Origin of the sequence: Faecalibacterium gallinarum (assembly GCF_022180365.1) — a bacterium.
Taxonomy (GTDB): Bacteria; Bacillota; Clostridia; order Oscillospirales; family Ruminococcaceae; genus Faecalibacterium; species Faecalibacterium gallinarum.
The window spans coordinates 20,023-38,209 of record NZ_BQKV01000066.1 but is presented as its reverse complement, the minus strand read 5'-3'; the positions used below and the strand labels follow the sequence as shown (position 1 = coordinate 38,209).

Sequence of the window (18,187 nt, the reverse complement as noted above, 5' to 3'; positions counted from 1 at the left end):
ATCACCTGCACCGTCACCTTCTGTCTGACCCTCTGGGTCATCGGCCCTGTTACTTCTCTGGCCTCTGACCTGTTGGGCAGCTTCTTCACCTTCCTGTCCGAGACCAGCGGCATCGTGATGGGTATGGTGGCCGGCGCCTTCTGGCAGGTCCTGGTTATGTTCGGCCTCCACTGGGCCATGATCCCTCTGGCTCTCAATGATATGATGACCAAGGGTTACAGCACCATCCTGACCGGTACCTTCGGCTGCACCTTCGCACAGTGCGGCGCCATCCTGGCCATCTGGATCAAGACCAAGAACGCCAAGACCCGCAGCCTCTGCGCCCCTGCTCTGATCTCCGGCATCGCCGGCGTCACTGAGCCCGCCATCTACGGCATCACCCTCCCCAAGAAGAAACCCTTCATCATCACCTGCATCGTGGGCGCCATCACCGGCGCCGGCCTGATGGCTACCGGCGTCACCGGCTATACTATGGCCGGCCTGGGTGTTTTTGGCTACACCGCCTACGTCAACACCGCCACCAACGACATCAGCGGCATGATCTGGGGCATTGTCTGGTCTCTGATCGCCGTAGTTCTGGCCTTCGTTATGGTCTACTTTACTTATTCGGACGAGCCTGCCAAGAAAAAGGTCTGATTGTCCGAAGCAAAACACACCACCCAAGAAGGAAAGCACCTGCTTTTCCGTCTTTTGAGAGGGAGCGCCAGCCCGCCCTGACCTGATTCGGGCCGGCAAGAGAGAAAGAGGGCAGACCCCCCGCAGCATTTTTGATTGGCTGCGGGGGGTCTTGCTGTCCCAAGAAAAACACCCCGGCTGCCGAAACAGGCCCGGGGTGTTTGCTATGTCCGAAACTTTGAGTAAATTATAATGTTAAAATTCCGCAGGGTAAAGCCCTTCGGCAGTCATCCGGGCGATGGCGGCCACTACCTCCGGCTTATCCTCTTTGTAGGTGACGCCATACCACTTGTCGGCGCTGTGGAGCATCCGCACCTGGGCTTTGCCCTCGTCGATGAGAGACGAGACAATGCTGGGTAGGAAGTACTCGCATTTCAGGGGGTTTTTGTCCAGGTTCTCTTCCAGGAAGGAGACGAAGCGGTTCTGCGCCTCGGGCAGGAAACTGGCGGTAAAGCCCCACAGGCCCATGCTCACCGGGGTGTCGCCGGACAGCTCAGTCCAGCTCTTGCCCTCGTCCTCGGTGAAGTGGATGACCCCGCCCTCCTGGGTGATCTTGGTGCGCTCGGTGACGCTCTCCAGCATCCCCTCCGGGTCGGCCACGCAGACCCCCCGGGAGACGCTGCCGTTTTGGGTGACGGTGTTTTTGAGCTGGTAGCCTACCATGCAGTATTGGTACTTGTCGGTGTCGGGGTGGGTGGAAAGGTAGTCATACATCACCCGGAAAGCTTCCGGCCCGTAGTAGTCGTCGGCGTTGATGACGGCGAAGGGCCCGTCGATCAGCTCCCGGGCGCTGAGAACCGCCTGCCCGGTGCCGAAAGGCTTGGTCCGGCCCTCGGGGACGGTGAAGGGGGCGGGCAGGTCGCTCAGCTCCTGATAGGCGTATTTCACCTCCATCAGATGGGACAGCCGGTCCCCGATGGCGGCCCGGAAGGCGGCGTCGTTCTCCCGCCGGATGATGAAGATGACCGTCTCAAACCCGGCGCGCCGGGCGTCGAAGATGGAATAGTCGATGATGATCTGTCCGTTCGGCCCCACAGGGTCGAGCTGCTTCATCCCGCCGTAGCGGCTGCCCATGCCGGCAGCGAGAACTACCAGAACCGGTTTTGTCATAAAAGGGCTTCCTCCTCGCAGGCGCATGGCCCGGGCGGGGGAGCCCGCCCGGCTGTGCGCAAAATAGTATCCCCATTATAGCCCCCCGGACGGGGCCTTGCAAGAGGGGAGGGGGTTGGCCCCGGGGCGGCGGGGCTAAAACTGACAAATTGGATACTTTAAGGGGGAGAAAATCAAAACATTTGTTAATTTATTGTCAGTAGATTGCCTTGCGTAAAAGGCGGGATTTGTTTATAATAATACTAAGCGGGGGTTATGCCCCGGAGTGGAGTAAAACTCAATTCAAAATCAAAAACTTGAGAGGAGTTTATTACAATGGGTTTAGGTAAGAAGACGATCGACGATCAGAATTACTGCGGCAAGAAGGTGCTGGTCCGCTGTGACTTCAACGTCCCGATGAAGGACGGCGTCATCACCAACGAGAACCGCATCAACGCGGCTCTGCCCACCATCCAGAAGCTGGTCAACGACGGCGCAAAGGTCATCCTGTGCAGCCACCTGGGCAAACCCAAGAACGGCCCCGAGGCTAAGTTCAGCCTGGCTCCCGTTGCAGTTGCCCTGAGCGCCAAGCTGGGCAAGAACGTTGTTTTTGCAGACGACGACAACGTCGTGGGCGAGAACGCCAAGGCTGCTGTCGCAGCTATGAACAACGGCGACGTGGTCCTGCTGCAGAACACCCGTTTCCGCAAGGAGGAGACCAAGAACATCGCAGAGTTCTCTGAGGAGCTGGCTTCTCTGGCCGATGCCTATGTGGACGACGCCTTCGGCAGCTGCCACCGCGCACACTGCTCCACCGCCGGCGTCACCGACTACATCAAGGATACCGCTGTCGGCTACCTGATGGAGAAGGAGATCAAGTACCTGGGCAACGCTGTCAACGATCCCGTCCGTCCCTTCACCGCCATCCTGGGCGGCGCCAAGGTCGCGGACAAGCTGAACGTTATCTCCAACCTGCTGGAGAAGGTCGACACCCTGATCATCGGTGGCGGCATGGCTTACACCTTCGTCAAGGCTCAGGGCTATGAGGTCGGCAAGAGCCTGTGCGACGACACCAAGCTGGACTACTGCAAGGAGATGATGGAGAAGGCCAAGGCCAAGGGCGTCAAGCTCCTGCTGCCTGTGGATGCTGTCTGCATCAAGGACTTCCCCGATCCCATCGACGCTCCGGTTGAGACCACTGTTGTTCCTGTCACCGCTATCCCGGCTGACATGGAGGGCTGCGACATCGGCCCCGAGACCATGAAGCTGTTCGCTGAGGCTGTCAAGAGCTCCAAGACCGTGGTCTGGAACGGCCCCATGGGCGTGTTCGAGAACCCCACCCTGGCTGCCGGCACCCTGGCTGTGGCCAAGGCTATGGCTGAGAGCGACGCTACCACCGTCATCGGCGGCGGCGACAGCGCAGCAGCTGTCCAGCAGATGGGCCTGGGCGACAAGATGACCCACATCTCCACCGGCGGCGGCGCTTCTCTGGAGTACCTGGAGGGCAAGGAGCTGCCCGGCATCGCAGTCATTCAGAACGCCTGATTGTTTCAAGCGGCCACTTTTCACTTTCTGTAACAAGTGAACGGGTGCGGCGGCGGTGCGCCGCCGCACCTTTTCTTGTTTGGTCACACCTGGGGCGAAACCCGCTCCAATGATTTTTGTGGAATGCAAAGGAGAATGTACCATGGATAAAGCAAAGCGCAAGGCCATTATCGCCGGCAACTGGAAGATGAACAAGACCGCCACCGAGGCTGCCCAGCTGGTGGACGAGCTGATCCCCGCCGTCAAGGACGCCACCTGCGAGGTGGTCATCTGCACCCCCTTCACCGATCTGGTGACCGCCGTTGAGAAGACCAAGGGCACCAACATCCATGTGGGCGCCGAGAACGTCCACTTTGAGAAGTCCGGCGCCTTCACCGGCGAGATCAGCGCCGATATGCTGGTTGACCTGGGCGTGGAGTACGTCATCGTGGGCCACAGCGAGCGCCGTCAGTACTTCGCTGAGACCGACCAGACCGTCAACAAGCGCACCCTGGCTGCCCTGAACGCCGGCCTGAAGGTCATTGTCTGCGTGGGCGAGAGCCTGCAGCAGCGCGAGGAGGGCGTCACCGAGGAACTGGTCCGGATGCAGACCAAGATCGCCCTGCGTGATGTCACCGCCGAGCAGATGGCCAACGTGGTCATCGCCTATGAGCCTGTCTGGGCCATCGGCACCGGCAAGACCGCTACCTCCGACCAGGCCGAGGAAGTCTGCGCCCAGATCCGCAAGGTCATCGGCGAGCTGTATGGCGAGGCCGTGGCCGAGGCTACCACCATCCAGTACGGCGGCAGCATGAACGCCAAGAACTGCGAGGAGCTGGTGGCCAAGAAGAACGTGGACGGCGGCCTGATCGGCGGCGCCTCCCTGAAGGCAGCTGACTTCGCCGTCATCGTCAAGGCTGCATCCAACGGCTGATTTTTCCCCGCAGCCAATCTTTTCGTAGAAACAGGAGTATAGAAACTATGTCGAAAAAACCTGTGATGCTCTGCATCCTGGACGGCTTCGGCTGGGTGCCGGAGCAGACCCACGGCAACGCCATCGTTGCCGCCAAAAAGCCCTATCTGGATAAGCTGTTCGCCACCTGCCCCTACACCACTATTGGTGCTTCCGGCATGAGCGTGGGCCTGCCCGATGGCCAGATGGGCAACTCGGAGGTCGGCCACACCAACATCGGCGCCGGCCGGATCGTTTATCAGCAGCTGACCCTCATCACCAAGTCCATTCAGGACGGTGAGATGCAGAAGAACCCCGTTCTGGTGCGGAACATGAAGGCCGCCATCGACGCGGGCAAGGCCATCCACTTCATGGGCCTGATGGGCAACGGCGGCGTGCACAGCCACGTGGATCACCTGTTCGGCCTGCTGGATATGGCTAAGGCCCTGGGCGCTAAGGATGTGTACATCCACGCCATCATGGACGGCCGTGACACCGATCCCCACGACGGCAAGGGCTTCCTGCAGCAGGTCCAGGATAAGCTGGACGCGCTGGGCATCGGCAAAATTGCCACCGTCACCGGCCGTTACTACGCCATGGACCGTGACAGCAACTGGGACCGTGAGGAGAAGGCCTACGCTGCCTTTGTCTACAACGAGGGCGAGCATGCCGCCAACTGGCAGGAGTGCATCGACCGCAGCTACGCCAATGGCGTCACCGACGAGTTCGTGGTGCCCTGCGTCACCTGCGAGGGCGGCCGCGTCCAGGAGGGCGACACCGTTGTCTTCCTGAACTTCCGCCCCGACCGTGCCCGTCAGATGACCCGCATCTTTGTGGACGATGACTTCAAGGGATTCGAGCGCCGTTACGGCCGCTTCCATGTGAACTACGTCTGCATGGCTCAGTACGACGCCACTATGCCCAACTGCGAAGTGGCTTATCCGCCGGTGGACCTGACCAATGTCATGGGCGAGTACCTGTCCAAGCTGGGCAAGACTCAGCTGCGGATCGCTGAGACCGAGAAGTACGCTCACGTCACCTTCTTCTTCAACGGCGGCCGCGAGGCTCCCTTTGAGGGCGAGGATCGCTGCGTGATCCCCAGCCCGAAGGTTGCTACCTACGATCTCAAGCCCGAGATGAGCGCCCCCGAGGTTGCCGAGGAGTGCGTCAAGCGGATCGAGAGCGGCAAGTATGATGTCATCATCCTGAACTTCGCCAACTGCGACATGGTGGGCCATACCGGCGTCTTTGACGCTGCCGTTAAGGCTGTGGAGGCCGTGGACCAGTGCGCCGGCAAGGTGATCGACGCTGTTCTGGCTGCCGGCGGCGCAGTGATTCTGACTGCTGACCACGGCAACGCCGACAAGATGCTCAACGACGACGACACTCCCTTCACCGCGCACACCACCAACGTGGTGCCCTGCCTGGTGGCTGGTGTCGAGGGCATCAAGCTGCGGGAGGGCGGTGTCCTCTCCGACCTGGTCCCCACCATGCTGGAGATCATGGAGCTGCCCCAGCCCGCTGAAATGACCGGCAAGAGCCTCATCGTCAAGTAAGCAGGAAAGTTTCCCTAACCCATCTTAAAACCACGCACAGAGCCCCGCAGGCCGGTGTCCGAAGACACAGCCCGCGGGGCTCTGTTTGTCAAAAGGCGCGCAACCAATTGGCAGGGGGATTACTGGTATTTATAGAACCCTTCGCCCGTGATTACACCCAGCTTGCCCTTGTCGATGTACTCTTCTTTCAGCAGCTTGGCCAGACGAGCGTGCATGCAGGTGGGGTCGGTGTGGGTGTCCTCGTGGTTCATGACCACGTTGTAGGCGGTGGTCAGACCCACGATGTCCAGCAGACGGAAGGGGCCCAGGGGGGCACAGGTGGCCATCATCCATGTCTTGTCAATGGTGGCGGGGTCAGCGATTCCGTCCACCAGCAGGCCCTGGGCTGCCGAGAGCAGGGGCACCAGCAGGGAGTTGATGATGTAGCCCGCCTTCTCCTTGCGCAGCTTCATGGGCACCATTCCGATATCCTCGGCAAACTGGGCCACCAGGTCGTAGGCGGCGGGATCGGTGCGGTCGTGGCCCATGATCTCGGCGATGTTCTGTTTCCAGATGTTATTGGCAAAGTGGAGGGCCAAAAACTTCTCCGGCCGGCCGGTGGAGTCCGCCATGGCGCTGGGCAGCAGGGTGGAGGAGTTGGTGGCGACAATGGTCTTTTCGGGTAGCAGGGGAGCCATCTGAGCGAAGAAATCCAGCTTCTGCTGAAGGTTCTCGGCCATGGCCTCCACCACCAGATCGGCGTCCTGGACAGCCTCAGCCAGGTCGGTGGTCAGACGGAGCCCGGTGTAAGCCGCCTCGGCCTGGGCCAGCAGAGCGTCGTAATCGGCGCTGGCAGGGTTCTGGGGGTCAGGCACCAACCCATCGCAGACCGGCCCGCCATTCTTGGCCTTGTTCAGCTCTTCCAGGTAGATCCGGTGCAGCCGGTCCAGTTTGGGCTGGGTCCGCTGAATCGAGGCGTCGCTGCGCAGATAGATGGTGACCGTAAATCCCTTATAGGCGGACTGGTAGGCGATCTGGCTGCCCAGAACACCGCCGCCGATGACCGTGACATTTTTGATGACCATAGAAAAATTCCCTCCGATCAATTTTCACGTTACTTGTAATACAAGTATACAGAAAGCATAGCACGATGGGGGAGTCTTGTCAATCAAAGGGTTCGCCCTGCTTTTTTGTACAATCTGCCTATACAAAGAAAAGCCGCCGCAGTGTAAAACTGCGACGGCTTTGTACTGTTGCGGGTTCAGAAGGGCTCAGGCGTTGGCCTGGTACTCCTTGAGATAAGCTTCCTGCTCTTTCTCGTTGCCATAGACGAAGTGGCCGTTGCCAACCTCACGCCAGACCGGCTTGTCCACGCTGTAATCGTGGATGGAGGGGTCGTAGACGAGAAGCTTTTTCTTCTTCTCGAGGGTGGGGTCGGGGATGGGCACTGCGCTCAGCAGAGCCTTGGTGTAGGGGTGGAGGGGGCGGCGGAACAGCTCCTCCGCCTCAGCCAGCTCTACGATGCGGCCCTTGCTGATGACGGCGATCCGGTCCGAGATGAACCGCACCACCGACAGGTCGTGAGCAATGAACAGGTAGGTCAGACCGCGGGACTTCTTGAAGTTGTTCAGCAGGTTCAGAACCTGTGCACGGATCGAGACGTCCAGCGCCGAGATGGGCTCGTCCGCCACGATGAACTCCGGCTGCATGATCAGTGCCCGGGCAATGCCGATGCGCTGACGCTGGCCGCCCGAGAACTCGTGGGGGAAGCGGGAGGCGAACTCCGGCAGCAGGCCCACTTCGTGCAGGGCATTCATGACCTGATCGTGCAGGTCCGCCTGGTCCTTGTACAGGTGGTGGTTCAAAAGACCCTCGGCAATGATATACTCCACCTTGGCGCGCTCGTTCAGGGACGCCATGGGGTCCTGGAAGATCATCTGGCATTTGCGGATGACCTCGTTGTCCAGTTCCTTGGAGATCTTGCCGTTGATCTTCTGGCCTTTGAACAGGATCTCGCCCGCCGAAGTGGGGTTGATCCGGCAGATGGCACGGCCAATGGTGGTCTTGCCCGAACCAGACTCACCTACCAGGGAGAAAGTCTCGCCCTTGTAGATGTCAAAGTTGACGTGGTCGACGGCCACAAACTTCTTCCGCCCGTTGCCGAAGGAAATCTGGAGGTCCTTGACCTCAATGAGTTTTTCTCTCTCAGCCATGGGCAGCCTCCATTTTCTTGCGCAGGTTCTGGATCGAGTGGGGCTGCTCTACCTTGGGCGCCCGGGGGTCCAGATACCAGGTTTTGGCCGCGTGGGTCTCCGACACCTGGAAGAAAGGCGGCTCCTTGACGAAATCGATGGCCAGAGCCATCTTGTTGCGGGGTGCAAAGGCGTCGCCTTTGATCTCGTTGAACAGGTTCGGCGGGGTGCCGTCGATGGTGGGCAGGGCCTCACCCTTGACGCCCAGCTGGGGCAGCGCCTGGAGCAGAGCCCAGGTGTAGGGGTGCCATGCGTCGTAGAAGATATCCTCTACGGTGCCGTACTCCACAATCTGGCCTGCATACATGACGGCCACACGGTCGGCCACGTTGGCCACGACGCCCAGGTCGTGGGTGATATAGATGACCGACATGCCCTGTTCCTTCTGTAGATCGCGGATCAGCTGAAGGATCTGGGCCTGGATGGTCACGTCCAGCGCGGTGGTGGGCTCGTCACAGATCAGCACCTGGGGCTTGCAGGCAGCTGCGATGGCGATCACCACGCGCTGCCGCATGCCGCCCGAAAACTCGTGGGGGTACTGATCGTACCGGCGCTCGGGGTCGGGGATGCCGACCTTGCCCAGCATCTCGATGGCGGCCTTCTTGGCGGCCTCACCCTTCAGACCCTGGTGCAGCTCAATGCTCTCCTGGATCTGCTTGCCGATTTTCTTCAGCGGGTTCAGGCTGGTCATCGGGTCCTGCATGACCATCGAGATCTTTTTGCCGCGGATCTTGAGCCACTGCTTTTCGTTGTACTTGGCCAGATCCTCGCCGTTGAACATAATCGAGCCGTTGGTGATCTTGCCGTTGGCGTCCAGCATACCCACAAAGGTCTTGGTAAAGACCGATTTGCCGGAGCCGGACTCGCCCACGATGGCCAGGGTCTCGCCCTCGTACAGGTCAAGGGAGCATTTGCGGATGGCTTTCAGCGTCCGGCCGCGCAGGCTGAACTGGATCTCCACGTCACGGGCAGAGATAATCGATTTTTTTTCCATTCTTTCTCTCTCCCATCTTTAAACGTGATTGCGCGGGTCTGCTGCATCCGAGAATGCGTTGCCACAGATATAGAAGGTGACCGAGATGATGGACACGATTACGGCAGGGAAGATCAGCAGATACGGATAATCCAGGAAGAACAGCCGGGCGTTGCGCAGCAGAACACCCAGAGACGGGGTCCGGTCATCCAGGCCCAGGCCCAGGTAAGACAGAGTAGACTCCAAACCAATGGTAGAGGGGATACTCAGTGCGAGCCGGAGGATGATGACCGACACCAGATAGGGCAGGATGTTCTTGGTCAGAACACGCCACAGCGGGGTGCCCAGGCAGCGGGAGGCCAGGTTGTACTCCCGGTCACGATACATGAACACCATGTTGCGGACGCCACGAGCCATGTTCAGCCAGCCGGTAGCGATCAGCGAGATGGCCATGATGGTGAAACTCTGGCCGATCATGAGGGCAATCAGGGTCATATAGATGATGATGGGGATATTGTTGATCAGGTTGTACAGCTCCGTGAAGAAGCGGTCCAGGCTGCGGACATAACCCCAGATCAGACCAATGATGATGCCGACAATGCCCTCGCCGAGGGCGACCACCAGTGCCAGACGGATCGAAGTCTGAGCAGCGAACCAGACCTGGCACCAGTAGTCACGGCCAATGTTGTCTGTGCCGAACCAGTACTCGCTGTTCGGCGAAATAAATTTGTTGTTCTGGTCAACCACCAGCGTTGCGTAGTCATATTTTCCAATGGCCAGCGCAACGAAGGTGAAAATAACCAGAAAGAGAAAAAGCAGTGCACAGAAGACAGCGCTCTTCTTTTTCAGGAAGTTGTGGAACACCGAACCCCAGTAAGAGTAGTTGGAGTAACCGGTTTTCTCTGCTTCCTCGGGCGAATACTCCACGACGTAAAACAGTTCGTCCGGGTTCTTGCCCTCAAAATCCGATGCTTTTGCCATCAGCGCGTGCCTCCCTTCTCGGTCAGAGTGATGCGCGGGTCGACCAGCATCATCAGCACGTCGCCCAGGAAGACGCCGACAATACCCAGCGCAGCGTAGAACATGACCAGGGTCTGGACCACGTTCACGTCATACCGGTTGATGGCGTCAGTCAGCAGGGGGCCCATGCCGGGCACCGAGAAGAACCGCTCCACCAGCAGCGAGCCGCCGATGGTCAGCAGGAAGGACGCCGGGATATACTGCACCATCGGGACCATGGCGTTCCGCAGAACATGCTTCAGCATGATCTGGCGGGTGTTCAGGCCCTTGATCTTGGCCAGCTTGATATAGTCGCGGGTTAACTCATCCACCATATAGCGGCGGGTCCAGAGCGCATAACCAGCGATGGAAGCCAGCGACAGACAAGCGATGGGCAGAATGCTGGACATCGTGACGTTGCGGGTGGAATACAGTGCCGGCAGACCCAATACTTTTGAGCCAAACACCAGCACAAGTGAATAAGATACCAGTGCAGGAACTGCGTTGACAAAGACCGTATAGGCGGTACCGAAGTGGTCGATAACCCGGTCCTTGAACACAGTCTGCAGGATGCCAAGGATGACACCCAGGAACAGCGAGATCGCCAGAGAGATCACGCCCAGACGCATCGAAACGCCGAATTTGCTGCCGATTACCTTGGTCACAGCAATACCGCTCTGAATTCTCCGCGAGGTACCGAAGTCCAGGTGAAGAATCTGCCCATAAAAGCGGACAAGCTGCTCCCCAACGGGGTCCAGAAGACCGGCGGCTTCCAGAATGGAGTTCTTCTGCTCAGGGGTGAACTTCATCAGCTGATCTTCAGTGAAGTAGTAGTCCGTGGGCAGCATACGCAACAACAGGAAGACGACGGTGACAGCAAGCAGGATGGTAATCAGCGACTGAAGCAGCCGCTTGACGGTGTATTTAAACATCAAACACCCTTGCTCGCCTCGTAAGCCTCGGCGAAGGCAGCGAAGTCATCCGCGGTATAGGCTTCCGTGGAGGTCTCCCAGTTGGTATATTTGTAGGCCGCAATGCCGCACAGGGTGTTGATCTTGGAGTACAGGTTGACGTGGGTCAGCTGCAGGCCGATCTCGTAGTAGTTGGGCATGCAGAGCACATTCTCCAGGAAGTAAGCCTCGGCCTTGGCGAAAGCCTCGTAACGGGCATCGGTGTCGTCGACGATGGCGTTGGCCTCGTTGTACAGGCGGGTGAACTCCTCGTACTGCTCCAGCAGCTCCTTCTGGTAATCCTTGGGATCCTCAGCAACCTCGGCAATATAGGAGTACTCGTGTGCGTAGTAGGCGTTTTCGTCGTGCAGGATCTCCTGGCCCAGGAAGTTGGAGATGTCGGCGTAGTCGGCGCCCCAGCCGACGCCGTACCAGCAAGCCAGGTGGGGCTGGCGGATCTCCTGATCCATGGAGGAAATCCAGTTCAGCCAGTCAAACTTGACGAAGTCGTCGCCCAGGCAATCCTTGAAGATCTGCTGCATAACCAGCATGCCGTCGGTGGAAGAACCAGCCTTGACATAGTGGTACAGGGTGACGGGGAAGGTGACGCCGATGGCGCTCAGCTCCTCCATGCACTCCTTCTTCAGCTGGGTGATGTCCTTCAGGCGGCGCAGCTTCTGGCCGTCAGACTTGGGGTAGCCCAGCAGCTCGATGACGCGGTCGGTGTAGTCGCGGCCATCGGAGAAGGCGCACAGGCCCTTCATGGTGTAGCACAGGTTCTCCAGATCCAGGGGCTTCAGCTGGTTGACGCGCTTGAAGGAGTCCAGCAGATCCAGGCCGTACATCAGGCACTGACGGAACTTGGTGTTGGCGACGGCCTTGTTCCAGTTCTCGTCGGGGGTGCCGTCCTCGTTCATGCGGTTGAAGCACAGGTGGTACTGATAGCTGTACTTCTTGGGGGTGGACTCAACCACGTTGTTGTAGTACTTGTGGTTGGGGTCGCTCAGAATGGTGGAAGCAGGAGCCTCGGCCAGATCCATCTCGTCCACTTCGCCGGCGTCGTACAGCTGGAAGCCAACGTTCAGGTCGTCGATGATGCGGACGGTGACCGACTCAAAGCGAGCCTCGTTGGCAGCGTTGAAGTAGTTGGGGTTGGGGACGAAGACCTTGCTGTTGTTCTGGATATACTCGTTGACCAGATAGGGGCCGGTGTACCACATGGTGGTGTTGTCCAGGCCCAGGAAGCCGTCAACGCCCAGCTCGTCGATCAGAGCCTTGGGGGCGGGGAACAGGCAAGCGCCGGAAGCGACAGTGTGGAAGTAGGGGCAGGAGACGGTGCAGTGATAAACGACAGTATAGTCGTCCGGAGCCTCGATGCCGACGCCGTGGGCCAGCATGTCCTCATAGGTCAGGGCCTTGGCTTCCTCTGCGTCCAGAGAGTTGGTGTAATCGTTGTACTCCTTGGCGCCAACAATGTAGTTGTTGGGCATGGAGGTGTTCATGTTCTCGTTCTTCTTGGCGTTCAGGACCCACTCCAGACCGACCAGGAAGTCCTGGCTGGTCAGGTTGGCCTTGACCTCGCCGTTGACATCGCTCCAGGTCACGTCGTCACGCAGATTGAAGGTCCAGACGGTGGCGTCCTCGTTCTGGCTCCACTCGGTGGCAACATCGGGGACGAACTGGCCGTAGATGTTGTTGGTGACCAGGCCGTTGACGCAGTTGCACAGGACGTTCAGGTCGGCAGCGTTCTGGCTGTACAGGACGTTCCAAGTCTGGATCTCACGCAGGGACAGCTCCCAGGTGACCAGGTTCTGGATGGGATCGCCGCCGTTGTCAACCACAGAACCGGTTGCGCCGGAAGCAGCGCCGGAGGTGCTGCCAGACTTATCGCCGCAGGCGGCCAGGATGCCGGCAGCGCTGACGACACCGGCAGCCTTCAGAAAGGAGCGGCGGTCAATCATGCGAGATTCAAAGTTGCTCATAATGTGTATCCTCCCTATTTTTATATGTGCCACGGACAGGAGCGTGATATACAATCCCGGTTCCGTTTCTGCAATGAGGAGCCCCCAAGATGCACTGTTTTGCCAGCGAATACAAAAAGGCACGAATACAGACACCATGGTCTGTATCTGTGCCCCACCACAGAATCCTTAACACGCTTAATATTGTACCATCGTGACTTAAGGATGTCAATGGAAACAAGTGCCTTTTTGTTGAAAAAAATCAAGTCCGCAGGTCGAAAAAGATGAATTTTTTTTGAATTTAAAGTGGCGCAGGGAGAAACCGCTGCACCTCTGACCGCCCCGGCGCCGGGCCGGAAAATCCCCCAAATGCCAAATAAAGTGTATTCAAGATAAGGACAGCTATCTTTTTGGGGTAAAACATGCTACAATACAAGCATCAATGCGCGCCGGAAAGCCTGCGCCGTGAATGTAAGGGGAAAACGAAATGAAAAAGCTTTTTTCGATGTATAAGTCATATATGTTCCGCCCGATTTTATATAAAACCATAACCCGGGCCTCGGTGATCGCGGTGCTCTGCCTGCTGTGGGAGCAGTTTCTCAGCGACGGACATTTCAGCCTGTGGCAGGCGCCGGGCTTTTTCTGTGGGGCGCTGATGCTGGGCTGGGCCTGGATGGATTATCTCCAACTGGATGGGATACGGCTGCCCTTCTTCCCGGACCGCTTCAAAGCAGAGGGCGAAAAGAAAAAACGCCACGCCACCCGGTCCATTGTGGACTACGCCGACGAGAAGATCGTCTCTTTTGAGGAGCTGGAACCCCTGGAGCGGGTCTTTTGCAGCATGATTTCCTGTCTGATCCTGGGCCTGCCCCTGGTGGCGGCGGGGCTGCTGCTGTAAGGGGGCCGCGCTGGAGATGGAACAGAAGAAAAAACAGCTGGTGGTGGGGGTACTGGCCCATGTGGACTCGGGCAAAACCACCCTGTCCGAGGCCCTGCTCTACCGGGCGGGCAGCATCCGGCGTCTGGGCCGGGTGGATCACCAGGACGCGTTCCTGGACACCGACAGCCTGGAGCGGAGCCGGGGCATCACGATTTTTTCCAAGCAGGCGATCTTTGACCAGGGGGACACCCGGGTCACCCTGCTGGACACCCCGGGGCATGTGGATTTTTCCACCGAGATGGAGCGGACCTTGCAGGTGCTGGACTATGCCATCCTGGTTATCAGCGGGACAGACGGGGTCCAGAGCCACACCGAAACCCTCTGGCGTTTGCTGCGGCGGTATCATATCCCTACCTTTTTATTTATTAATAAGATGGACCTGCCCAACGAGGGCAAAGAGTCTCTGCTGGCCCGGCTGAGCCGGAGCCTGGGGGAGGGGTTTGTGGATTTCGGCGCTAGCCCTGCTGCCCGGGACGAGGCACTGGCCCTCTGCGACGAGCACCTGATGGTCTGCTACCTGGAACAGGGGGAAATCGGCCGGGAGGAGATTGTCACCGCCATCGCCCGGCGGCATGTGTTCCCCTGCTGGTTCGGCTCGGCCCTTAAGCTGGAAGGGGTGGACGCGTTTCTGGCGGGGCTGGAAGACTACACCCGCCCGGCCCCGGCCCGGGAGGCTTTTGGCGCCAAGGTGTTCAAGATCTCCCAGGACGACCAGGGGGCCCGGCTGACCTGGCTTCGGGTGACCGGCGGCACCCTGAAGGTGAAAGCCCTTCTCACCGGCGAGGCCGGGGGAGAGCCCTGGGCCGAAAAGGCAAACCAGCTCCGGCTCTACTCCGGGGCCAAGTATACCCTGGCGGAGGAAGTGGGCCCCGGCGGGGTCTGCGCCGTCACCGGCCTGACCAAGAGCTGGCCCGGCGAGGGGCTGGGGGCCGAGCGGGACAGCGAACTGCCGGTGTTGGAGCCGGTGCTGAATTATCAGGTGCTGCTCCCCGAGGGGGCGGACGTCCACGCGGCTTTGGCGGCCCTCCACCGGCTGGAAGAAGAGGAACCCCAGCTCCATGTGGTCTGGAACGAGGCCCTGGGGCAGATCCACGTCCAGCTCATGGGAGAGATCCAGCTGGAAATCCTCAAGAGCCTGCTGGAACGGCGGTTTAACCTTTCGGTGGAGTTCGGCCAGGGCGGTATCTTATATAAGGAAACCATCACCCAGCCGGTGGAGGGCGTGGGCCATTACGAGCCCCTCCGCCACTACGCCGAAGTGCATCTGAAACTGGAACCGCTGCCCCGGGGCAGTGGGATGCAGTTTGACACCGACTGCCGGGAGGAGGTGCTGGATAGGAACTGGCAGCGGCTGGTTCTCACCCACCTGGAAGAAAAGCAGCATCTGGGGGTCCTCACCGGCGCGCCCCTGACCGACGTAAAAATCACCCTCATTGCAGGGCGGGCCCACCTCAAGCACACCGAGGGGGGCGACTTCCGCCAGGCGACTTACCGGGCGGTGCGCCAGGGCCTGATGCTGACCAAGAGTATTCTGCTGGAGCCCTGGTACCGGTTCCGGCTGGTGCTCCCGGCTGAGAATCTGGGCCGGGCCATGAACGACATTCAGCGGGCGGAGGGCAGTTTCGACCCGCCGGGGGCGGAGGGGGAACTGGCCGTTCTGGAAGGAGTGGCCCCCGTCTCCACCCTCCGGGGTTACCCGGTGGAAGTGGCGGGCTATACCCACGGCCGGGGCCGGATGGCCCTGGCGCTGGAGGGGTACCGCCCCTGCCACAACGCCGAGGAGGTGATCGCTGCGGCGGAGTACGAGCCCCAGCGGGATCTGGACAACACCCCGGACTCGGTGTTCTGCGCCCACGGGGCGGGGTTTGTGGTCTCCTGGGACAAGGTGCGGGAATATATGCACGTGGACAGCGGCTATGGCCGGGCCCAGCGCCCCGAGGCCGAGGCTCCGGCCCGGCCCCAGGCCAGCCGTGCGGCGGCCTACCGGGCCACCCTGGAAGAGGACGCCGAACTGATGAAGATTTTTGAGCGGACCTATGGGCCCATCAAACGGGATCCCATGGCCGCCCTCCGCCCGGTGAAAAAGGAGCGGCCCGACTTCGACGCCCAGCAGTGGGAGATTAAACCCGAATACCTGCTGGTGGACGGCTACAACATTATCTTTGCCTGGGACGAGCTGAAAGCTCTGGCCGCTGAAAACCTGGAATCTGCCCGAAAAAAGCTGATGGACATCCTCTGCAACTATCAGGGGTTCAAAAAATGCGTGCTGATTCTGGTTTTTGACGCCTATCGGGTGCCGGGCAGCCCGGGAGTGGTGGAACAGTACCACAACATTCATGTGGTCTACACCCGGGAGGCCGAGACGGCGGATATGTACATCGAGCGGGTCACCCATGAGATCGGCAAGGAGCGCCGGGTCCGGGTGGCCACCTCGGATGGCATGGAGCAGCTGATCATCCTGGGCCATGGGGCCATGCGGCTCTCGGCCCGAATGTTCCGGGAGGAAGTGGACGAGGTGGAGCGGGAGATCCGCCGCCTGGTCCAGCAGGAATCCTGATCAAAAGGGGGAAACAAGATGGAACAGCTGAACGGGAGTTTTGTCTGGGGGCAGATCCGGCGACGGAACCCCGACAGCCATAAGGGAACCTATGGCACCGTGCTGGCGGTGGCGGGCAGCGCCCGGTATCGGGGGGCAGCCTCCCTCACGGTGGAGGGGGCCCTGCGCACTGGCGCGGGGATCGTCACCCTGGCCAGCGTGGAGCCGGTGGTGGCGGCGGTGGCCGCCCGGCTGCCGGAATGCTGCTTCCTGCCCTGTGCTGCCGGGCCCGAAGGAGGCGTCTCGGCGGAGGCGCTGGAGCAGCTTCTGCCTGCCGCCGAAAAAAGCCGGGTGCTTTTGCTGGGGCCGGGCCTCGGCAACACCGGGGACACCAAAGCCCTGGTGGAAAATCTTCTGCCCGCCGCAGGGGGCGCCGTGGTGCTGGATGCCGACGGCCTGAACGGGGCGGCGGCCCTGCTGGCTGAGGGCAAGGAACTGCCTCGCCCCGCGGGGGGATTGATCCTGACCCCTCACCCCGGAGAGATGTCCCGCCTGACCGGGCAGCCCGTCCGGGAGCTGGAAGCCGACCGGGAACAGACGGCCCTCTCCTGGGCCCGGCGGTGGAACTGTGTGCTGGTGCTCAAGGGCAGCCGGACCATTGTGGCCGCGCCGGATGGCCGGGCCTGGATCAATACCACCGGCAACCCGGGGCTCTCCCGGGGCGGCAGCGGGGATGTGCTGGCCGGGATGATCGCGGGCCTTTCGGCCTGCGGGCTGCCTCCGGCCGAGGCGGCGGCCTGCGGGGTTTGGCTCCACGGGGCCGCGGCCGATGAAACCGCCCGAAAACGGGGCCAGTATGGAATGCTGCCCCACGATCTGTTTGATTCTCTGGGACAGCTCTTCGCGGCGGCAGGCCGCTGAGAGAGGGGGAATGGTCGATGAATTATACCATCCATGAGATGGCCCGTTTGCTGGGTGTGGCGCCCCATACCCTGCGCTACTATGAAAAAATCGGGATCATACGACCCTGGACCGACAAAACCAATGGCTACCGGTATTATTCGGTGGTGGACACCCGGCGGTTCAATCTCTGCCGGGCCCTGCGGGCGGCGGGCTTTTCCCTGGAAGATTGCCGGGTGCTCCTCTCCGACCCCCAGGGGGCGGAGAGCGCCGCCCTGCTCCAGAAACAGGCGGAGGAACTTTCCAAACAGGCGATTCTGGCCCAGCTGACCGCCCGCCAGCTGCGGCATATGCAGGAAGTTTTTGGCCGGGTGGAAGAAAATGTGGGCCAGATCTGGCAGGAGCATCTGCCGGATGCCTGGCGGCTGACCATCGCCGAGGGGGAAACTCCCCTCAAAGATCCCCAGAAAGAGCAGGAAAAACAGCAGTGGCTGGAATACCTGCCCATTGTCCGCTGGGTCAGCCGGATCCCCCACGAGACGTTCTGCCGCTATGGGCAGGGCCGGGTGGAATACGCCCCGGGGCTGATGATTTCGGCCGAGGATGCCGGGGCTTTAAGCATCCCCCAGACACCCCAGGTGGAGTTTGTGCCGGGCGGGGAATACGCCTGCACCATCTGGCGGCAGGTGGGCCGGGGGCCCTTTGACTGGGACTCCCTCCGGGAGCCGCTGGCCTGGCTGCGACAGCAGAAGATTTCCGCCTTTGGCGAGGGATACAGCACCATTCTGGCCTCCCGGGTGAACGAGGCGGGCCGTGTGGAGAATTACCACTTCCTGGGGGTTCGGATTCTGAAATAAAAAAAGTGGCTGGTACGTTGAATTGTATCAGCCGCTTTTTGCGT

General features: G+C 60.2%; 15 protein-coding genes. 8 read left to right on the top strand and 7 right to left on the bottom strand.

Features of this window, described 5'->3' with window-relative positions; all coding sequences use genetic code 11:
* A partial coding sequence (locus JCM17207_RS09545; protein ID WP_238317437.1) for a PTS transporter subunit EIIC occupies positions 1–636 on the top strand: 636 nt, incomplete at its 5' end.
* A 234-nt stretch (positions 637–870) separates the two neighbouring features.
* Here the strand turns inward: JCM17207_RS09545 and JCM17207_RS09540 are convergent.
* Positions 871–1,785, bottom strand: coding sequence for a nucleotidyltransferase family protein (locus JCM17207_RS09540; protein WP_238317436.1), 915 nt, complete (start codon positions 1,783–1,785; stop codon positions 871–873).
* 315 nt (positions 1,786–2,100) lie between these two features.
* Here JCM17207_RS09540 and JCM17207_RS09535 point away from each other — a divergent pair, with 315 nt between their 5' ends.
* From JCM17207_RS09535 to gpmI, 3 genes are all read left to right on the top strand, one after another.
* A complete protein-coding gene (locus JCM17207_RS09535; RefSeq protein ID WP_238317435.1) occupies positions 2,101–3,309 on the top strand; it encodes a phosphoglycerate kinase in 1,209 nt (402 codons plus the stop codon).
* Between the two features lie 142 nt (positions 3,310–3,451).
* Positions 3,452–4,222, top strand: coding sequence for a triose-phosphate isomerase (gene tpiA, locus JCM17207_RS09530; RefSeq protein WP_238317434.1), 771 nt, complete (start codon positions 3,452–3,454; stop codon positions 4,220–4,222).
* A gap of 47 nt (positions 4,223–4,269) precedes the next feature.
* Complete coding sequence (gene gpmI / locus JCM17207_RS09525) at positions 4,270–5,796, top strand: 2,3-bisphosphoglycerate-independent phosphoglycerate mutase (RefSeq protein WP_238317433.1); 1,527 nt, start codon at positions 4,270–4,272, stop codon at positions 5,794–5,796.
* Between the two features lie 119 nt (positions 5,797–5,915).
* Here the strand turns inward: gpmI and JCM17207_RS09520 are convergent, their stop codons facing one another.
* From JCM17207_RS09520 to JCM17207_RS09495, 6 genes are all read right to left on the bottom strand, one after another.
* The gene (locus JCM17207_RS09520) at positions 5,916–6,860 is read right to left on the bottom strand and encodes a 3-hydroxyacyl-CoA dehydrogenase (RefSeq protein WP_238317432.1); all 945 of its coding nucleotides are present in this window, start codon (positions 6,858–6,860) and stop codon (positions 5,916–5,918) included.
* A gap of 186 nt (positions 6,861–7,046) precedes the next feature.
* On the bottom strand, positions 7,047–7,988 hold the full coding sequence (locus JCM17207_RS09515; RefSeq protein WP_238317431.1) for an ATP-binding cassette domain-containing protein: 942 nt from the start codon (positions 7,986–7,988) through the stop codon (positions 7,047–7,049).
* Positions 7,981–9,021, bottom strand: coding sequence for an ABC transporter ATP-binding protein (locus JCM17207_RS09510; protein WP_238317430.1), 1,041 nt, complete (start codon positions 9,019–9,021; stop codon positions 7,981–7,983). The genes JCM17207_RS09515 and JCM17207_RS09510 overlap by 8 nt, the downstream gene beginning before the upstream one ends.
* Positions 9,022–9,039: 18 nt before the next feature.
* Entirely contained in the window at positions 9,040–9,981 is a 942-nt protein-coding gene (locus JCM17207_RS09505) for an ABC transporter permease (RefSeq protein ID WP_238317429.1), read from the bottom strand.
* Positions 9,981–10,931 (bottom strand): ABC transporter permease, encoded by a 951-nt coding sequence (locus tag JCM17207_RS09500; protein ID WP_238317438.1) that lies wholly within the window; start codon positions 10,929–10,931, stop codon positions 9,981–9,983. The genes JCM17207_RS09505 and JCM17207_RS09500 overlap by 1 nt, the downstream gene beginning before the upstream one ends.
* On the bottom strand, positions 10,931–12,931 hold the full coding sequence (locus JCM17207_RS09495; RefSeq protein WP_238317428.1) for a peptide ABC transporter substrate-binding protein: 2,001 nt from the start codon (positions 12,929–12,931) through the stop codon (positions 10,931–10,933). The genes JCM17207_RS09500 and JCM17207_RS09495 overlap by 1 nt, the downstream gene beginning before the upstream one ends.
* A 466-nt stretch (positions 12,932–13,397) precedes the next feature.
* Between JCM17207_RS09495 and JCM17207_RS09490 the strand changes: the two genes are divergently transcribed.
* Genes JCM17207_RS09490 through JCM17207_RS09475 form a run of 4 tightly spaced genes read left to right on the top strand, consistent with a single transcriptional unit; the run spans position 13,398 to position 18,143 of the window.
* On the top strand, positions 13,398–13,808 hold the full coding sequence (locus tag JCM17207_RS09490) for a hypothetical protein (RefSeq protein WP_238317427.1): 411 nt from the start codon (positions 13,398–13,400) through the stop codon (positions 13,806–13,808).
* A 16-nt stretch (positions 13,809–13,824) separates the two neighbouring features.
* Complete coding sequence (locus JCM17207_RS09485; protein ID WP_238317426.1) at positions 13,825–16,407, top strand: translation factor GTPase family protein; 2,583 nt, start codon at positions 13,825–13,827, stop codon at positions 16,405–16,407.
* 18 nt (positions 16,408–16,425) lie between these two features.
* Positions 16,426–17,307 carry an NAD(P)H-hydrate dehydratase gene (locus JCM17207_RS09480; protein WP_238317425.1) on the top strand — a complete coding sequence of 294 codons (882 nt, stop codon included), beginning with the start codon at positions 16,426–16,428 and terminating at the stop codon, positions 17,305–17,307.
* A gap of 17 nt (positions 17,308–17,324) precedes the next feature.
* The gene (locus JCM17207_RS09475) at positions 17,325–18,143 is read left to right on the top strand and encodes a MerR family transcriptional regulator (protein WP_238317424.1); all 819 of its coding nucleotides are present in this window, start codon (positions 17,325–17,327) and stop codon (positions 18,141–18,143) included.
* Positions 18,144–18,187: the final 44 nt, after the last annotated feature.